Below are 19,751 nucleotides of genomic sequence, written 5' to 3'. Positions count from 1 at the left end.
TAACAAACTCTTAATAAATTTCTGTTTCATCTTTATATGAAAAATTAGTTAGATCAAATTATAAATAAAATATGAATAGTTTATTCACCTATCCTTTACCTATTAAGATTGGCACAAGAAAAAGTCCTCTTGCCTTAGCCCAAGCATTTGAAGTAAGAGATTCTTTAATCAAACACTATCCTTTTTTATCTCAAACCGGGGCTATTCAAATTGTTGCCATTAAAACAACAGGGGATCGTTTCCTACAACCTTTATCCAATTTAGGAGGTAAAGGATTATTTACCAAAGAAATAGAAGAAGCATTAATTAATAAAACTATAGATCTTGGCGTTCATTCTATGAAAGACATGCCCACAGAACTTCCTTTAGAACTTGAACTTTCTTCTTTTTTACCAAGAGCTGATCCTCATGATGTCCTGTTTTCATCTCAGGGCAAAAGCTTAAAAGATTTGCCCCCCTACACTATTGTTGGAACTTCTTCTCTCCGCAGACAAGCCTTAATTTTAGCCCAAAGACCTGATTTACAAATTAAATCTTTAAGAGGTAATATTGAAACGCGCCTCCAAAAACTATCTCAAGGAGAAGTGGGGGCCATTGTCCTAGCAGTTGCTGGTCTTCACCGTCTTCACAAAAATATGGATAAAGCTACAATTTTATCATTCGACGAAATGCTACCTGCTGTAGCTCAAGGAGCTATTGGTATTGAAATACGGCAGGATAATTTTGCTTTAAAAGAACTTCTTTCTCCTTTAGATGATCTTAAAACACGCCACCAAATTACAGCTGAACGGGCATGTCTTGCCGAACTAGATGGATCTTGCAAAACACCTATTGCAGCTTATGCAGAATTAATATCTGATCATACCTTACACCTTAAAGTTTTAATTGCTATGCCTGATGGAAGTATTATTGAAAAAGAAGAAGAATTGGGATCATGTACCCACGCAGAAGAGTTGGGGAGAAAATTAGGGAAAAAATTAAAAAGTCGCCTAGGGAAAAAATTTGATCAATTTAGATTTAAGGATTAAGCTTTCATCATTCATGCAAGATATTCAACCCAAACCTTATGTTCTTTTAACGCGTCCCCAGGATGATAGTGACATTTTATGCCAAATATTAGCAACCTATGATCTTAATATACAAATTGAACCCTTAATTACCATCAACCCTATAAAAAATATTTCCATTAATTTTGATCAAATCCAAGCTCTTATTTTTACAAGTAAGAATGCCATAAAAGCTTTTGCTTCTCTTTATTCAGAGCGTCATATACCAATTTTTGTTGTAGGCGAAGGAAGTTCAAATATTGCGCAATCTTATAACTTCACCCAAATAATTTGTGGATCAAATAATGCTTTAAGTTTAGTTCCCCTGCTAGAAACTTTAGATTATCGCAATGGGAAATTACTTTATCTGGCAGGTGAAATGGTTGCCCATGATTTAATTACGCCTTTGAAATTGAAAAAGTTTGAAATTGAAAAAATAATTCTTTATCAAGCTTTACCTCTTCAAGAATTAACTCCTCAGACAACGATGATGATCCAATCAAATTTTATTCATTATATTGTTTTTTTTTCTCCAAGAACTGCTTTTATCTTTGTTAATCTTATTAAAAATGATTACAAATTGGTCCAAGCATGTAAAAATATATTTGCTTTATGTTTAAGCCCAGAAATATCAAAAGAAATTGATTTGTTTTCTTGGAAAAAAATACTTATAGCTTCAGAAGCTAATCAAAATTCTTTGCTTTCTCTCTTCAAATTATTTGATATAAAATTAAATCCTAACTGTAATTAAGGTCAATTTTTATGGATAATCCTAAAAATAACAAAATCCGCACTAGACTGGTCATTTTTTTTATTTCTTTTCTTATTCTTATCATATTATTTTTTGCAATTACCGGTTGGTTATTTTGGTCTCAACAAATGCACCAGCAAACTCAATTATCAACATCATCCCCTATTAATTCAGAACAAAACAACACACTTCCTTTATCAACTTTAGAAAATTTAAATAAGAAACTTGATGATATTCATCAAAAAATAGCTCTTTCTAATCTTGAAAATAATGTCCCTAATTCAAATCCAAATCAATTGAATGAAAATAACCAGCAACGAACCCAAGATTTAAATAAAGTATTTGATGAATTAAAACAACAAAATGATCAATGGCAAAATATCAAAACGCGGCTTGATAAGATTGATGACTTTCTTAACATCACCAAAATTAATGAAACGTTAGCAATCTTTGAAGAAAAAAATCGAGCTATCTCTCTTATACTTTATAGCCAAACTCTTCGAACCTTTATAAACAAAGGTGTGCCTTTTAGCACTTTATTCCATAAATTTAATGAAAATAAGGACCCAAATATTTCTAATTTTAAAGAAATTATTCAATCTTTAGAACCATGGGCAGAGCAAGGCATTCCAACTTTTATAACTTTAAAAAAAGAATTATTAAAATTAAAAACTGATTATAATCAACCTCCTGACATAACATCCGATCAATCTGAAAGTTCTATTAAAAAGATTATAGAGTCATTTAAAAATCTTATCACTATTCGTCCCATAAATACTATTCATAAATCAGAAACCCTTGTTCCTGAGCATTTAATAAAAATATTAGACTATATGGAAGTTGGAAATTGGGATTTAGCTATGATGGAATTGGATACTCTTTCATCATCTATTGAATCCACATCTAATCTCGCGGAATGGATAAAAAAAGCCAAGAATTATATATCCGCACAGATAATTTTACAAAAAATGGCTATATTTGAACTTGATTTATTAACAGCTCAGCTATCTCAAGGGACATTATGATCCGTACTTTCATTATATTTTGTTTTTTATTTTTTATCATTTTAACAACATATTGGATATCCAATCAACCCGGTCAAATAACTATGGAATGGTTTGGATATCAAATAGGTATGCCAAGTTGGCTATTCGTTTTCTTTTTTGTGTTTTTTACACTTGCTTTATCATTTATTTTAGCATTAGGCAATTTTATCATTCATTTTCCTGCAAAATGGCGGTTGAAGAAAAAACAAAAAAATCAAGAAAAAGGTTTAGCTATTTTATCTCAAACAATTTTAACAATTGCCGCAGGAGATACCACAAAAGCAAATTCTTTAATTAAGCAATCTGTTCATTATCTTGGTACTTCACCTTTAACTTTATTATTATCGGCTCAAATAGCCCAATTAGCTGGTGATGAAAAAGAAGCACAAAAATATTTTTTGTCCATGCAACAAAATGACCAAACAGAGTTTTTAGGTAGCCGAGGATTAATTACCCAATCTTTACAACATGATGATATTCATCAAGCTTTACTCTTAACCAAAAATGCCATGCAAAAAAATGGCCAGAACCCTTGGCTTATTAAAACATATCTTAATCTTAATTTTCGTCTCCAAAACTGGCAAAATTGTCTTGATATTTTGGACCAGGCAAAAAAAATAGGTGTTTTAACCCAGATAGAAGCAATTCGTTATCGGGCCGTTATTTATACCGAACAATTAAGATTAAAATTATCTTCCATACTTAATAATTCAGATCAAATAAAAGAAAATTTAGATCTTTTACAACGTATATTAGGATGGGCACCTCATTTAATATTTGCTGTCATTTTAAAAAGCTGGTTTTTAAATCAACTTTCTACGCCTCGTCAACTTTTAAAATATATAGAGAAGAATTGGGGTGTTACACCACATCCAATATTAGCTGATTTATACATTAAAAATTTTGATAAAAATAAATCTCCTATCCTTGCTGCACAAAAATTAGCTTCTTTTAATCCCAACCATTATATAAGTTTTATAACCATTGCTAAAGTTGCTATTCAAGAAAAGAAATGGGATATTGCACGTACTTCATTAAATCAAGCCCAACATACAGGTCCTTTAACTATTGAATTATGTCACCTTATGATAAAAATTGAAGAACAAGGATTTCATGACCCAGTTCAAGTCAATCACTGGTTAGATAAATTATCTAAAGCAGAACCCAATTACGGGTGGGTTTGTAAAAGTTGCAATTATGAAAATAATTCTTGGCAAGCTTGCTGTCCAAGATGCCATAATTTTGATACGATTGATTGGCGCCTTGCATCCACTTTAATTATTGCTATGGACAAAAATAATCTTTCTTTAAATCAAATTAATTATCAAGAACCTATCGTCAATATCAAAAACCCTCATGATCCAAATAATCTTAAGCAGTCTATAGAGATTGATAAGAATACTATAGATATCAATCCTTCCCAACAGCAATTAAAAGAAGAGCAAACTTCGGTTGACGCTGCTAGATTAGTTAATTAGGGTAATTTAGAAATTTACTAGCTAAGCCGACGTAGCTCAGAGGTAGAGCAACTGATTCGTAATCAGTAGGTCGCGAGTTCAAATCCCGCCGTCGGCACCATTTTTTTATTAAATTGGCAATTGCAAATTTAAAGCAATTATAGTTTATAAAATTGGACCATTTATCTGTTATTTTTTTGTATATATAATACAAAATAATCCATACTTGCTTGAATTAAACTAGATCTTTATAATTCTAAATTACGTTTTATTACTTATAGATAGATAAAAAATTATTAAATAAAAGGTTATTTAAAACACATGTATAAACCAAAAAGATCTTTATTACCTTTCATGTCATTTTATTATAACGCTGAACAACGTGGTATACAAATGACAATTGTAGGAGAACCTTCTCTTCCTATGCGTCCTGAATTTTTAACAGGTATGCAAGAATATCTTGATCAGCAGCAAAAAGCTATTACTGTGGCAAGAGCGCATCTGAAAAATAAAGATTTTGATAAAGTTGCAGAGTTTAAAGATGAACATAACATGCGGGCAGTTGAAGGATATGGCGATCCCCAAGGAGAAAAAAGGTACAGAGAACGTATCGCTATAACACTTAACAAACTTTATAAATTATCATCTCATACTGGTTATAAAGCAGATGAAATATTATTTACTGCTGGGGCCACGGGAAGTCTTAGTGCATTAACCCAACATATTACACGTGATGCTTTGGTTATTTTACCCTTTCCATGTCATATGTGGCACCATTCACCTAAAATGTTTCCCATGGATGTCAGCCAGCACGGATTTACAGCAGAAAAATTAGATGAAACAATTAAAGAAGCAAGAAACCAACATGGTAACATTCATGAAATAAGATTATGTGATCCCCATAATCCTATGGGTTATGCAACGTCAAGAGAGGTTTGGGAAAAAGTAGCCATTATCCTGCGCCGCCCAGAAAATAAAAATATTAGCATCACCCTTGATGAAGCTTATGCTGAAGTTGCATTTAATGGACATGTTTCTTTAATTGAAGTTGCACCTGATTTAAAAGATCGAATTACAATTATTCGTACCATCGGTAAAGGGTTTTCAGCAACCGGATACCGGGTGGGTATTGTAGCAGCCAGCAAAAAACGTATTCAAGAAATTATGGATCCAAACATCCATATTTATTTTAAAGTCGCACCCGAAATTCAAGCAGGGTATACCAAGGTTATGGAATGGTACGAGAACCATCAACAGGAACATCATCAAGATATGCGAGATTTTTATCAAAGCCAAGTTCAAAAAATTACTGAAAGAACAGAAGAATTGGGTATTGCTTACCCCAAAAAAAATCATCACCCCCAAATTTTTTATGTCTTAATGGATTTATCTGAATTTAAAGGGTTATCCCTAACATCAAAAACCAAAGAAATTTTAGGTACGTATAATACATCAGGCGTAGTTGAAACTGATGTTGATGTGGCCGCCTATCTTTTAGCAGAAAAAAATATTGCTCTTTTTCCTTTATCATACTTTTATCACGATCCTGATGCTTGTGTTTTACGTATTACATGTGGCCAAGGCATGAACCTTTTAAACAAAGTTATGGATTCTGTGGAATCTGTTTTACAAAATATCAGACAATCAAATCATTCAAAAAAAATTATATCTGCTTAAAATAAAAAACTATTCATTTTTGCTATTTTAAATTATAGTTTAATAATTAAGATTTTAGCTTCTTACCTTATTTTAAGAAACCTTCATCAATGACTTTGCCCCATGAACTACCGCTTATTTCTACAATAGCTGTTGGATTTTCTGCTGCTTTTCTTTGCGGACTTATTGCATCTAAACTACGACTTTCGCCTATTGTTGGATATCTTATTGCAGGGATTGCCATTGGGCCTTTCACACCTGGGTTGGTTGCTGATGCTTCTATTGCTGAAGCTTTGTCAGAAATTGGTATCTTATTATTGATGTTTGGCGTGGGATTGCATTTTTCGACTACCAATCTTTTAGAAGTAAAACATATTGCCCTTCCAGGTGCTTTAGTCCAAATCATTGTTGCAACGCTTCTTGGTATCTTGATTTCATCTTTTTGGAATTGGCCCTTGGCCAGTGGTTTGGTTTTAGGTTTAGCCTTATCTGTGGCTAGTACTGTTGTTCTTCTTCGGGCCTTAGAAAGTTATAATCTTCTCCAATCTGTTAATGGAAATATTGCAATAGGATGGTTAATTATTGAAGATTTAGCTATGGTTCTTGTTTTAATTTTAATACCTGCATTAGCTAAAAATTATGAAACATTACATTATGTAAGCTCTCTTAAAGATTTTTTTTGGGCTATCGGTAAAGTTGCTTTATTTATTGGCATTATGATGGTTTTAGGAAAACGTTTTTTACCATGGTTACTGATGGCTGTATCTCGAACCCATTCCCGTGAATTATTTACGCTCGCAGTTTTTACTGTTGCCATTGGCGTTGCCTTTGGAGCTGCAAAATTATTTGATGTTTCATTTGCCTTAGGTGCTTTTTTTGCAGGTATGATGATCAAAGAATCCGATTTATGCCATGAAGTTGCTGAAAAAGCATTACCTTTACAAGATGCTTTTGCTGTGCTCTTTTTCGTCTCAGTTGGGATGTTATTTAACCCTATAATTTTACTTGATCATCCTTTTCAAGTACTTCTTGTTCTAGCTGTTATTATTATTGGTAAGGGTTTAGCAGCAAGTTTAATTATTCTATTATTACGCTATCCTTTAAAAACTGCTTTTTTAGTTTCTGCTGGATTAGCCCAAATTGGTGAATTTTCTTTTATCCTAGCCAATCTTGGCGTTCAGCATAATTTATTACCTGAAGAAGGAAGAGATCTTATTCTAGCAGGTGCTTTGATTTCTATCTCTTTAAATCCGGCCCTTTTTCAATTAAGTACAATTATTTATGATTTTATAACTAAAAAATCCAAAATTTTTAGCTTTCTTACAAAAAGAAATGATGCTTTATCTTACTTGGCTATAGATGAAAAAAAAATATTAAAAGAATTGGTTATTTTAGTGGGCTATGGTCGTGTGGGCCAATATATACCTGATAATCTTAAATCGGCCCATATTAATTTAGTTGTGATTGATGCGAATAGGGAACGAATAGAACTTTTGAGAAATAAAGGATTTCATGCAATTGTAGGGGATGCTAGTCATGCAGAAACATTAGAAAAAGCAGCCATAGAATCAGCTATTGCCATTATCGTTGCTGTTCCCAACCCTTTTGAAGCACGTAAAATTGTTGAGGTGGCTAAAACACTTAAGCCTTCAATTAAAGTATTGGTAAGAGCCCATAATGACGAAGAGATGGATTATTTTATTCAACAAAATGTTGATCTAGCTGTTATGGGTCCCCGTGAAGTAGGACGTCGAATGGTAGAATATCTTCATAAACAACATCCAATTTCTTTTTAATACATTTTATATCAAAATAAACCATATATTTAAAAAAACGAGATTTTATTGTGACAAAAAAAGTAAATAGTTTGATAAAAAATTTATATATTTATCGTCGTTATATTTTTATTTTAATTATTCCTTTGTTAATTATTTTCACAGGAGGTTATTTCTATCTTTTTGGGGATCGTTATGTATCAACAGAAAATGCTTATGTTAAAGTTGCTAAAACACCTATCAGCCCAGAAATAAATGGACGTGTTATCGAAGTTACCATCAAGGATAATATACGTGTTACAGAAGGGCAAAAATTATTTGTAATAGATAAAAAACCTTTTGAAATTGCCGTTACACGGGCTGAAGCCAATCTTGCTAATATACAAAGCGAAATTGAAAGTATGAAAGCGGATTATTTGCATAAAATTGCTGAACTTCAAAAAACAAAAGAGGAGGTTCGTTTTCAAGAACGTAAATATCAACGCTATAAACAATTAACCCAAACCAATGTCATGGCTATGGCCCAATATGATCAAAGCGTTTATGAAAGAGATGCAGCGATTGCGGCACAAAATGCAGCCGAGCAAGATGTTTTGGCCCAAAAGGTAAAATTAGCTAACGATCCAAATTTACCTGTTGAAAATCACCCTCGTTATAAGCAAGCCCTGCAAGAGCTTGAAAAGGCAAAATTAGATTTGTCGCATGTAGAAATTTATGCCCCAACAAATGGGGTTGTTGCTAACGTCACGCTTGAAGAAGGGGAATATGTTAATGCAGGCACACCACTTTTTAGTGTGGTTAATGATAATCAATTATGGATTGAGGCAAATTTTAAAGAAACAGATTTAACTTATGTACGACCTGGCCAAAAAGCTGAAATTAAAATTGATACCTATCCCCAAGAAAAATGGGAAGCTACAGTTATTAGCATTACACCTGCAACTGGATCAGAATTTGCTATTCTACCCCCACAAAATAGTTCAGGAAATTGGGTTAAGGTTGTTCAACGTATCATGGTAAGATTAGAATTAACCGATTACCAGGGCAACCCTCCCTTAGCTGGTGGGATGAGCAGTCATGTTATTATTGATACTGGGGAACAACATTTTTTTTCTAATTTATTTTCTTTTCATGGTTAAATAATAATTTTTTGTTATGACTGTATCCCAACATACCTATGTACCCTATAAGGGGATGATCACTATTTCCGTTATGCTTGCCACAGTCATGCAAGTTATTGATACAACTATTGCTAATGTCGCCCTTCCTCATATACAAGGTAGTATTTCGGCAACTCAAGATCAAATTTCGTGGGTTTTAACATCTTATATTGTCGCCTCTGCTATTATGACACCATGCACAGGTTGGATAACCGAAAATTTCGGTAGAAAAAATATTTTATTAATTTCTATTGCCGGATTTACTTTTGTCTCACTTCTTTGTGGTATATCTACATCCCTTGGAGAAATAGTTGCTTTCAGACTTCTTCAAGGTGTTTTTGGAGCAGCTTTAGTCCCTTTATCCCAATCTATTTTATTAGATATAAATCCCAAAGAAAAACATGGGGCAGCTATGGCTTTGTGGGGATTAGGGGTTATGATTGGACCTATTTTAGGGCCAACACTCGGTGGGTATTTAACAGAATATTATAGTTGGCGGTGGGTATTTTATATCAATTTACCCATTGGTATTATTTCTTTTTTAGGCATATATACTTTTCTTGCCCAAGATGATATACGTCACAGACCTCTTGATATTTTTGGTTTTTTAACATTAAGCATCGCCATTGGAGGGTTACAATTAATGTTAGACCGGGGTGAACAAGCCGATTGGTTTCATTCATGGGAAATTATTTTTTATGCAGGCTTAATAGCTATTTCTTTTTGGATGTTTCTTGTCCATATTTTTTATGTTCAACATCCTTTTATTAGCATATTTATGTTTCAAGATCGTAATTTTGTTACAGGAATAATTTTTATATTTTTTGTTGGAATTATTCTATTGGCCACTATGGCACTTCTTCCACCATTTTTACAAAATATTATGGGCTATCCAGTTGTTGATGTTGGACTATTACTAGCACCACGCGGAGTTGGCACCATGATTGCGATGATTATCGTTGGTAAAATGACAGGAAAAATAGATCCAAGATTTTTAATTACTTTTGGCTTAATGTTAACTGCTTTTTCCTTATTTGAAATGACAAAATTTACAACTTTTGTCCCTGTTCATTTAATTATTTCAAGCGGGATAATCCAAGGATTTGGGCTAGGTTTTATTTTCGTTCCCTTAAGCGCCATAGCTTTTGCGACATTACCTGGATCTCATAGAACAGAAGCTGCTGGATTTTTTAGTTTAATGCGTAATATAGGAAGCAGTATTGGAATATCAATTGTTATTGCTCTTCTTAGTCAAAATGCAAAAATTAACCATGCTTATCTTGTTGAAGACATTACACTTTATAACAAGACACATGTTATACATTCAATAGCACCAAAAATGGTACATAACGAAAAAGCAGCGTTAGCTGTTCTTAATAATGAAATTACTAAACAAGCCTTTACTATAGGTTATATTAATGATTTTAAATTTATGATGTGGATGGTTATAGCTATTATCCCTATGGTTTTACTTTTACGTAAACAAAATAGGGAAGAAATTACAAAACCTATTATTGATTAAAATTATTTCTGATTCTAAATCAAATTTTATCTAAAAAAATATACTATTATTCTAAAATATGAAAATAACTTCATTATTTATTTTCATGGATTTTCTATATTTTTGATTAGTAGATAGGTATCTACTATATATAGAAAAATAAACCTCTTTATAAAAAAAATCATTGGTTTCATGTAAAATATGAATTTTTAAAGTTTCGACTTTTTATTTACAATTTTTAAATAAATAAAATCCTATAATTAATTATAAAACAAACTTTTCCAAGAATATACTTAGGGGAGAGAAAGAGGAGAGAAAATGGTTTTCCAAGATATAAAAGATAGAATGGTAAATAAATCTTCAAAATCAATTAGCTTTACGAACACTTTAATCATTTCTACATTTTTGTTTGGTATTACACCAAGCTATGCAAAATCTGATACTGATTTTAATACCTATTTAACGCAAGGTTACGTTGAAGTTTCAAATTTCGCGGGAACTATGCAACCAACACCAGATTTACGAAAAAAAGAATATTTTTATCAAAAAGCTTTAAAAGCTGATCAAAACTTACTTATTCAACCAGAAAGTCCAAATTCCTGGTCTATGCCTAGTTCCATGATTGAACATGCACAGAGAATGCGGAGTTATCTCATCCAAAGTTTTAATCAAGGAGCACGCACAATCAATCCTATGGCAGCGGCCAAAGCCCAGGTAAATTTTGATTGTTGGGTGGCCCAATTTCCTCAATCACATAAGGGGGTCGGAAGCCAGCAATGTTACCAATTATTCATAAGCGCTTTAAATCTTTTACCCATCCCTGTAAATTCTGGGTTAGGTGAATCACCAGATCATGGTAACCATAATGGAGGTGGTCAACAAACTTCTGATAATGGTGATGACAACAACAATGGCGGGAACAATAATGGAAATAATGGTGGTGGATTACCTTTAATTGGCATATCACTTGGCGGTGGAAATAACACTGGCAATGGCACCATAGCAGGAGTTGGTGTTCTTTCTGGTAACAACAATGGTAATGGTGGTTTAGTTGGTGTTGGTGCTGTATCCGGTAACAACAGTGGCAATGGTGGCCTAGTTGGTGTGAGTGCGTTATCTGGTAATAACAGCGGCAACGGTGGTTTAGTTGGTGCTAGTGCCTTATCCGGTAATAACAGCGGCAACGGTGGTTTAATTGGTGCTAGTGCCTTATCCGGTAATAACAGTGGCAATGGTGGCCTAGTTGGTGTTGGTGCTGTATCCGGTAATAATAGCGGCAATGGTGGTTTAGTTGGTGTGAGTGCGTTATCTGGTAATAACAGCGGCAACGGTGGTTTAGTTGGTGCTAGTGCCTTATCCGGTAATAACAGCGGCAACGGTGGTTTAATTGGTGCTAGTGCCTTATCCGGTAATAACAGTGGCAATGGTGGCCTAGTTGGTGTTGGTACTCTATCCGGCAACAATAGTGGTCAAGGTGGATTGGTTGGGATAAATACGGGTATAACTCATAGCAATCAAAATGGCCCAATTCAGGTTAACACTTCATCAGCAGGTAATTTGCCACTTCTTCCTTCTAGCCAAAATAGAATGTTTAATGCAGAAATAGGTAATAGCCACGGCTCTGATAATGGCGGCAACGGTGGAGGAAGCAGCAGTGGTGGTAACGTAGCTGATGCTGTTGGTAAAACCGTCGATGGCGCAGGCGGTGCCGTTAAAGATACTCTTAGTAAAACTAAAGATGTTTTAGACAAAGTTTTAGGTAAATAATAGTTAGACTTTTTATAAAAGGGACTTTGCTATAATAAGCAAAGTCCCTTTTCGTAACCTAATCAGAATTTCCATTTCGTGATAAAAGAATATTTGTTTGTTCCAAACGATGGGCAAGCTCACGCATTATTTCAATAGAAAAAGTTGGAAAATCTTTTATCATTTGAAAAAATATATCCTTACTTATACGCAAAGCAATTAAATGCGTTGTTGCCAAAATTGTTGCTGTCCTTGGTACATCACATAAAATACCAACTTCTCCTACTAAGCTATTGGGCCCACATTCATGAACTTTGATTTGTTGGTCTTTAGGGCCAATAATAATATCCGCGTGTCCTTCTAATACAATATAAGCAGCATCTGCCATATCGCCTTGGCTAAATAATTTTTCACCTGGTTCAAATATAACTCTTTCACTCGCAAAAGCTAAAAGTTTAAGTTTACTTGCCTCTATATTTGCAAACATTTTTATTCTTTTTAAAGCTTCAACTTCTTGATCTAAATTCATCATGCTTAATCCTTAACTATTATGAAATCATAGCATAAAAATGGGTACCATCTTTATCAAGTTCTTCTACACTTCCTGATTCAACTATTTGATTATTTTTAACCACCCAAATAACATCAAATTTTTTGGCAAGTTCAGCATGGTGTAATACCCAAACAACTGCACATTTTTTTTGTTTTTCTAAAATTGATTCAACTAGATATTGTTGCATTGCGGGATCAAAAAGAGACGCTGCTTGGTTTAAAACTAAAAGATCAGGAGATTTAAAAAGGGCACGCAAAATTCCAATTTTTTGACGTTGATTAGCCGCAAGTTTTTTTCCACCCGCACCTACTTCAAAATCAAGACCAGCAAGTAAAATACTTGGACGCAAGTTTAATTCATCTAAAACCTTTGTCATCAATTGATGCACTTTTAATGCTGCTTGAGATTGCCCATAAGCAAGTTTACCAAAAAGAACATTATCTTGTAATGTAGCTTCGGGATTGTAAGCTTTGTCATCATAAAATCGTACCGAATCGAAAAACTTTTCTGGTAAGCCTTTAGAAAAAATTAATCTTGCTTGAACTATTTTTTCTTGAAGTAAAGGTGTAACAATACCCAGACGGTGCCGCATTTCATTATAACGTAAAATTAAATTCATAAGATGATTTTTATCCATTTTAGATAAAGAATTCATATTCTTGTCATTAACACGTACAACTAAACTTTTATAATAAGGTAAATCTTCCTCTTCAAAAAAACCAAACTGTTCAAAAAATGGATGGTTCGTAGGAAGATCAGATAAAAGCTCCGTCAATGTTTGGGCAATTTTATAACCCATTAATAAAAAATCATCCCATAATCCAGCTTTTTTAATAACATCATGAATATAAGAATTAGAAGAAAGGTTTTGTTCAGTAAAAGAGTTATCTAAAGCAATACCAAAAAGTATGTTTTCGCCAACTGCCAAAGAACGATTATAATAACGATAATCAAAAGGTTCTATAATTGTTTTAAATTCTGGTTTATCAAAATATTCACGTAAAATTTTACGCGCTTTTACTATATCATCAGCTAAGGTGGGCCAACCTTCTGGTGAAATAACGGTGCGAAGACCAAAACGATATATTTCTTCCTCTAAGCCAACGAACTTTAACAACCCAAGCAAATATTGGTCAAGTTCATGGGAATTATGAAATCCACAAACTTTGTAATCTATCCAGTTATCATGAATATCCCAAATTACATTTCCTGAGCGTTGCGCTTCTTCAATAAAAAATTGGTCTTTTGATTTTTTTTCTTCATATTCAGATATAGGATAATGTTTAAGACCGTAAAGAATATTATGACGTATTGTTGTTGAAAACAAATATGAATCCTGACCAATATAGGACATTCTACGGCCTACCATAGATTCCGGTAACAAAAACCAATCTTGATCATTTATTAATATCTTGCCCATATTAGGTTGAACTAATCTTGCCAGCAATAAAGCTATTTGTTCTTTTCCTTCACCTGCTGGTCCCACAACCGCAATGTGTTTTTTTAGATCTAATTGAGCATTAAATGCGTCTAATAATTTATGATGATGATCATCAACGACATCAACATTTTGAAAAGTAATTTTACCTTCTAATTGTAATGTTTCTGGATTTAAATTTTGAAATTCAATTGGGCTAATATCATCCGTATCAAATTGTTCAATAACTTGCTGGTATTTAATTTGGACATCTTGTCTTTGTTGATCCCAATCAATGAGCTCTTTAATTGGGCTTGGTAAATCTTTATAGGCAGCTATAACTGCAACTAACCCCCCTACATCTAAATATCCTTTAATTGCTAAATATCCACCAAATAAATAAAATAAAAAGGGTGTTACTTGAGATAAAAAGTTATTTAAAAATTTAATCATAAATTTACGTTGATAAATTTCAAATCTAATAAAATAAATCAACCCTAATCTTGATGAAAATTCAGCACGTTCATAATTTGATGTATCATTGGTGCGAATTTCAACAATACCATCAACACATTCTGCAATACGACCAGCAAGTTGACGGGCCGTAATTTGTCTTTGTTTACCTAGCTCTAAAACCTTGCGTCGCATCCTAGGTATAATTACAATTTGGATCAAAAGGACGCCAACTGTCACCAATCCCAAATATGTACTTTGCAACACAATAAAAAATAAGGCCGTTAAAGCTTGTCCTCCTAAAAAAACAGGTTGAACAAAAGCATCCCCAATAAATCCACCTAAAGGTTCAACTTCATCTTTAATCATTGTGGCAATTTCTGCCTGTTTAACTTTACGAAAATAAAAGGGAGGAAATCTTAAAATTCTATCCAATAATTCAAATCGCAACCGCCGTAACATACGTTCGCCCAAACGTCCTTTTTGGGTATTGATATAATATTTAAACCAACCATTTACCATAACCAAAAGCAGAAAGATTAAACTTAGAACTGTTAGATAAGTCAGCCGTTCAAAATTAATTCCTTCAAATAATATAAATTGGGATGGACCTTCCCAGAATTTCAAAAAATCAGGGACAGTTATAGATAAAGAGAATAACGAAGCTGTTTGTGAATGTTGGAAAGATTTTCCTAAAATCGCTTCATTAACAATGGTTTTAGGTAAATCCAAAGATATAAAATAAAAAACCTGGGATAATAAAACCCAACCCAAGATAATAAATTGATCCGATTTACTATGGCGTATAATATATTTGAAAAGATTTTGATCCATAATCTTTTGACTTTTTATTTCATTTTAATTTTTTATCATAGCTATTCATTAAAGATATTTATATGCTAAAATCATTCGGCATAATTATATAAAGGAAAAATTATTGCGTCCTAAAAATTTCCGCATTTTAATCTATAGCCATGACACATTTGGATTGGGCCATCTACGTCGTTGCCGTTCGATTGCCCACACTTTAGTTGAAAAAAACAAAGATTTATCTGTTTTAATTTTATCTGGATCCCCCATTATAGGAAGCTTTGATTTTCGTGCCCGAGTTGATTTTGTTAGAATACCCGGTGTAATTAAGTTACGCAATGGGGATTATACATCTTTAAATCTTCATATTGATATTAAAGAAACACTTGCGATGCGTGAATCTATTATTCGCCATACAGCAGAAAGTTTCAGGCCAGATCTTTTTATTGTGGACAAAGAACCTTTAGGGTTAAGAGGGGAAGTTGAGAAAACCTTACATCTTTTAAAAAAGCAAGATGTGCCTATTATTTTAGGCTTAAGAGATATTATGGATGATCCAGAAAGTCTTGCACCCGAGTGGAAACGAAAAAATATTATTCCTGCCTTACAAAATTATTATGATCAAATATGGGTCTATGGATTACCCCAAATTTGTAATCCCTTATCTGGTATTAAACTTTCAGAAAAAATTGAAGAGAAAATTTTTTATACAGGTTATTTGAAAAGACATTTGCCATCCATCTCAACTCATTACGGAAAAACATTATCAATTAAAGAACCCTATATCTTGGTAACAACAGGTGGAGGGGGTGATGGAGATACCATGATTGATTGGGTGCTTCGTGCTTATGAAAAAAATTCATCTGGACTTTTACCAGCTGTTTTAATTCTGGGGCCCTTTATGCCATCCCACCGTCAAGCTGAATTTTTAACACGTGCCGTTTCTTTGAAAAAAATAAAAATTATAAGTTTCGATACAAATATTGAACATCTTATGATGAAAGCTGAGGGTATTGTTGCCATGGGGGGATATAATACTTTTTGTGAAATTTTATCTTTTGATAAAAAAGCTTTAGTTATTCCACGTGTAAAACCAAGATTAGAGCAATATATACGGGCAGAACGTGCAGAAAAGCTGGGACTTATTAAAATGCTCCCTGAAAATAAATATCAGGATACAGAAATTATGATTAAATATTTAAAAAATTTACCTAAACAAAATTTACCGTCAACCGTAAGCATACCCGGTCTTTTAGAGGGACAAAATAATGTACAAAAATTAGCCAAAGAATGGCTAACCTTAAAAAATCAACGTAGAAATTCATCTATTCCAGAAAAATCATCTGTGGTTAAAATGAAAAGGGTATAATGTGTGGAACCCGTTACATTACCCTCAAAAATCTTATTTATTTTAAAAGGATATCCAAGACTTTCAGAAACATTTATTGCGCAAGAAATACTGGAACTTGAAAAAAATGGATTACCTATAAAAATTATTTCCTTACGTCAACCAACTGATACATATACCCATCCTATTCATCAAGAAATTAAAGCATCTATACTTTACTTGCCTGAATATTTATCACATGCCTGCTTTAAAGTTTTTAAATCTTGGCTTTATGTAAGAAAAAATTATCCTGGTTATTCTTTGGCGTTTAAAAGTTGGATCCGTGATTTTTTAAAAGATTTTAGTTTCAATCGCATACGCAGATTTGGGCAAGCCTTGGTTCTTGTTTATGAAACTAAATATGAAAATATTGGTCAAATTCATGCCCATTTTTTACATACACCTGCCTCGGTTGCTTTTTATACATCTCTTATTCTTAATATTCCTTGGAGCTGTTCAGCCCATGCCAAGGATATATGGACAACACCCATATGGGAAATTAAGAAAAAATTATCTTCCTTAACATGGCTTGTCACTTGTACACAAAAAGGGTGTACATATTTAAAATCATTATGTGCGGACCCAAATAAAATATCATTAATCTACCATGGGTTGGATTTAAAAAGATTTCCTTTAGCAACACCTTTGTATAATAATAATCAAGGTTCCGATCCAACTAAACCGGTTATTATTTTTTCAGTTGGAAGACTGGTTGATAAAAAAGGATATGATGATCTTCTCCAAGCTTTTTCCCTGCTTCCTTCTACACTTTATTGGCATTTTATTCATATAGGGGACGGACCTTTAAAAGAAAAATTAAAAATCCTTGCCCATGAGCTTGGACTTCAATCTAAAATCACATGGTACGGGGCAAAACCCCAAGATTTCATTCTTCCCTTTTACCAAAAGGCTGATATATTTGTACTTGCAAGCAAACCTTCACATGACGGGGATCAAGATGGATTACCCAATGTTTTGATGGAAGCACAAAGCCAAGGGTTATCTGTTTTATCAACCTATAGCGGGGGAATTGATGAATTCATTCTGGACACTCAAACAGGATTATTAGTTAATCCCAATGATCCCAAGAATTTGGCTCAATCTTTAATAAAATTGATAACCCAACCTGAATTCCGGCAGGTTCTAGGCCAAAATGGACAAAAGAGGCTTCAAGATTATTTTTCTTTAAACCAATGTATCCAAGATCTTCTTCGAAAATTTTCTGATTTTTTACCTAAAGATTTATGAATATAGCTTTTTATGCCCCTTTAAAATCACCAGATCACTTAATTCCTTCAGGTGATCGATTAATGGCACGATTATTAATTAAAGCATTAAAAATGCAACAACATCATGTCGAAATTGCAAGTTCTTTTCGAAGTTTTGAAGATAAAGGGTCATTAATCTACCAACAGAGAAAATTTAAGGAAGCTAAAAAAATATGTGATAATTTAATTCAAATTTTTTTAAAAAGGCCTTTAAAAAAACGCCCCCATATTTGGTTTACCTACCACCTTTATTATAAGGCACCTGATTTAATTGGACCTTTTGTATCCCATCATTTAAATATCCCTTATATTGTGGCAGAAGCATCCCATGCGCGTAAAAGATTAAAAGGACCATGGGCTTTTAATGCAAAAAAAGTTATAGAGAGTTTAAATCAAGCTGATCATATTTTAACACTTAACCCTCGTGATAATTTTGGTCTTGTAGATTTATTGAGAAATGATCATAAAATTACAAATCTTGCCCCGTTTTTAGAAACTCAAATCTTCCAAAAAAAATTAAATCAGCTTATAAAATTAAAAAAATTACTGGCAAAAAAATTAAATTGTAATCCAACACAACCCTGGCTTTTAACAGTGGCCATGATGCGTTTTGGGGATAAACTATCATCCTACAATTTTTTAGCTGAAGCTTTAGTCAAAATAAAATCTATACCTTGGCAATTAATTATCGTGGGAGATGGCCCAGCAAGACAAGAAATAGAAAAGAGCTTTGAAAGTTTAAGTAAAGATCAAAAGGTTTTTTTTGTTGGTCAACAGGATTCAAATTCCTTAATTAATTTTTATAGAATGACCGATATTTTTGTATGGCCTGCTATTAATGAAGCTTATGGGATGAGCCTTCTAGAAGCACAAACATCTGGTCTTCCGGTGGTGGCGGGTGATTATGGCGGCGTTTCTTCCATTGTCTATCACAATGAAACAGGATTATTAAATAAACCTGGTGATATTAAAAATTTTACAAAAAATATTAAAAAACTTTTGTCTAATCCAGAATTAAAAAGGACTATGTCCAAAAAGGCAAAAACAATGACAAAAAAATTTCACAGTCTTTCTTTTGCATCAAAAAAAATTGATACATTACTTCATCAAATTGTTTCATTACATGAGAAAGAGAATTAATTTTGACCTTACTTGGATTAATAAGACATGGGCCAACCTCGTGGAATGAATCAAAAAAAATTCAAGGTTGGTCAGATATCTCTCTAAGCCCTAGGGGTCAAGAAACAGTTAAAAATTGGATTATTCCTGAAAAATTTAAAAATTTTTTATGGGTATCAAGCCCTTTAAAAAGGTGTCTTGAAACTGCATCCTTATTGGGTATAGAACCATTAATTGTTCCTAACCTTAAAGAAATGTCTTGGGGAATTTATGAAGGTCATACTTTACAAGAATTAAGAAATAATCTTGATCCCACTATTCACGAGCGTGAAAAATTAGGTCTTGATTTTCACCCTCCCCAAGGTGAAACACCAAGGGAATTACAAAATCGCCTAAAACCATGGTTATATTCCCTTGGACAATCTAAAAAAAATACTATTGCTGTTACCCATCGTGGTGTTATTCGAAATATTATGGCATTAGCAACAGGATGGGATATGATTGGCAAACCACCTTTTCCAATTGAACCCAATTGTCTTCATCTGTTTAAAATAAATCATGATGGAATCCCGGCTATTGAGACTATGAATATTATGTTAAAATAAT

15 protein-coding genes and 1 tRNA gene are annotated in these 19,751 nt (G+C 33.1%); 14 read left to right on the top strand and 2 right to left on the bottom strand.

From position 1 onward, the window contains the following. Positions 1-71 precede the first annotated feature (71 nt). The 10 genes from hemC (at position 72) to K1X44_00840 (ending at position 12,159) form a co-directional block, all read left to right on the top strand. Positions 72-1,028 (top strand): hydroxymethylbilane synthase, encoded by a 957-nt coding sequence (gene hemC, locus K1X44_00885; protein MBX7145843.1) that lies wholly within the window; start codon positions 72-74, stop codon positions 1,026-1,028. Beyond that, a complete protein-coding gene (locus K1X44_00880) occupies positions 1,003-1,797 on the top strand; it encodes a uroporphyrinogen-III synthase (GenBank protein ID MBX7145842.1) in 795 nt (264 codons plus the stop codon). Before hemC ends, K1X44_00880 begins: the two co-directional genes overlap by 26 nt. An 11-nt stretch (positions 1,798-1,808) precedes the next feature. Next, positions 1,809-2,822 (top strand): hypothetical protein, encoded by a 1,014-nt coding sequence (locus K1X44_00875; GenBank protein MBX7145841.1) that lies wholly within the window; start codon positions 1,809-1,811, stop codon positions 2,820-2,822. Beyond that, the gene (locus tag K1X44_00870) at positions 2,819-4,321 is read left to right on the top strand and encodes a hypothetical protein (protein MBX7145840.1); all 1,503 of its coding nucleotides are present in this window, start codon (positions 2,819-2,821) and stop codon (positions 4,319-4,321) included. The genes K1X44_00875 and K1X44_00870 overlap by 4 nt, the downstream gene beginning before the upstream one ends. 25 nt (positions 4,322-4,346) lie before the next feature. Next, positions 4,347-4,421, top strand: a tRNA-Thr gene (locus K1X44_00865). A gap of 200 nt (positions 4,422-4,621) precedes the next feature. Then, positions 4,622-5,977: a pyridoxal phosphate-dependent aminotransferase gene (locus K1X44_00860; protein MBX7145839.1), complete on the top strand. Its 1,356-nt coding sequence runs from the start codon at positions 4,622-4,624 to the stop codon at positions 5,975-5,977. A gap of 95 nt (positions 5,978-6,072) precedes the next feature. Continuing rightward, positions 6,073-7,752, top strand: coding sequence for a Kef family K(+) transporter (locus tag K1X44_00855; protein MBX7145838.1), 1,680 nt, complete (start codon positions 6,073-6,075; stop codon positions 7,750-7,752). A 50-nt stretch (positions 7,753-7,802) separates the two neighbouring features. Further along, entirely contained in the window at positions 7,803-8,870 is a 1,068-nt protein-coding gene (locus tag K1X44_00850) for an HlyD family secretion protein (protein MBX7145837.1), read from the top strand. A 16-nt stretch (positions 8,871-8,886) separates the two neighbouring features. Further along, positions 8,887-10,413, top strand: coding sequence for a DHA2 family efflux MFS transporter permease subunit (locus K1X44_00845; GenBank protein MBX7145836.1), 1,527 nt, complete (start codon positions 8,887-8,889; stop codon positions 10,411-10,413). 297 nt (positions 10,414-10,710) lie between these two features. Beyond that, complete coding sequence (locus tag K1X44_00840) at positions 10,711-12,159, top strand: hypothetical protein (GenBank protein ID MBX7145835.1); 1,449 nt, start codon at positions 10,711-10,713, stop codon at positions 12,157-12,159. A gap of 58 nt (positions 12,160-12,217) precedes the next feature. Here K1X44_00840 and K1X44_00835 read toward each other — a convergent pair whose 3' ends face one another. Both K1X44_00835 and K1X44_00830 read right to left on the bottom strand, forming a co-directional pair. Next, entirely contained in the window at positions 12,218-12,667 is a 450-nt protein-coding gene (locus tag K1X44_00835; protein MBX7145834.1) for a cyclic nucleotide-binding domain-containing protein, read from the bottom strand. Positions 12,668-12,686: 19 nt separating this feature from the next. After that, complete coding sequence (locus K1X44_00830; protein MBX7145833.1) at positions 12,687-15,395, bottom strand: ABC transporter ATP-binding protein/permease; 2,709 nt, start codon at positions 15,393-15,395, stop codon at positions 12,687-12,689. 103 nt (positions 15,396-15,498) lie between these two features. Here K1X44_00830 and K1X44_00825 point away from each other — a divergent pair, with 103 nt between their 5' ends. Genes K1X44_00825 through K1X44_00810 form a run of 4 tightly spaced genes read left to right on the top strand, consistent with a single transcriptional unit; the run spans position 15,499 to position 19,750 of the window. After that, positions 15,499-16,740 (top strand): hypothetical protein, encoded by a 1,242-nt coding sequence (locus K1X44_00825; GenBank protein MBX7145832.1) that lies wholly within the window; start codon positions 15,499-15,501, stop codon positions 16,738-16,740. Between the two features lie 3 nt (positions 16,741-16,743). Further along, entirely contained in the window at positions 16,744-18,006 is a 1,263-nt protein-coding gene (locus tag K1X44_00820) for a glycosyltransferase family 4 protein (protein ID MBX7145831.1), read from the top strand. Further along, the gene (locus K1X44_00815; GenBank protein ID MBX7145830.1) at positions 18,003-19,166 is read left to right on the top strand and encodes a glycosyltransferase family 4 protein; all 1,164 of its coding nucleotides are present in this window, start codon (positions 18,003-18,005) and stop codon (positions 19,164-19,166) included. Before K1X44_00820 ends, K1X44_00815 begins: the two co-directional genes overlap by 4 nt. 2 nt (positions 19,167-19,168) lie before the next feature. After that, positions 19,169-19,750 (top strand): histidine phosphatase family protein, encoded by a 582-nt coding sequence (locus tag K1X44_00810; protein MBX7145829.1) that lies wholly within the window; start codon positions 19,169-19,171, stop codon positions 19,748-19,750. The last annotated feature ends 1 nt before the right edge of the window (position 19,751 follow it).

Source organism: Alphaproteobacteria bacterium (assembly GCA_019695395.1).
Taxonomy (GTDB): Bacteria; Pseudomonadota; Alphaproteobacteria; order JAEUKQ01; family JAIBAD01; genus JAIBAD01.
Note: the sequence above shows the minus strand (reverse complement) of the source record. Positions and strands in the feature narration are given on the sequence as shown.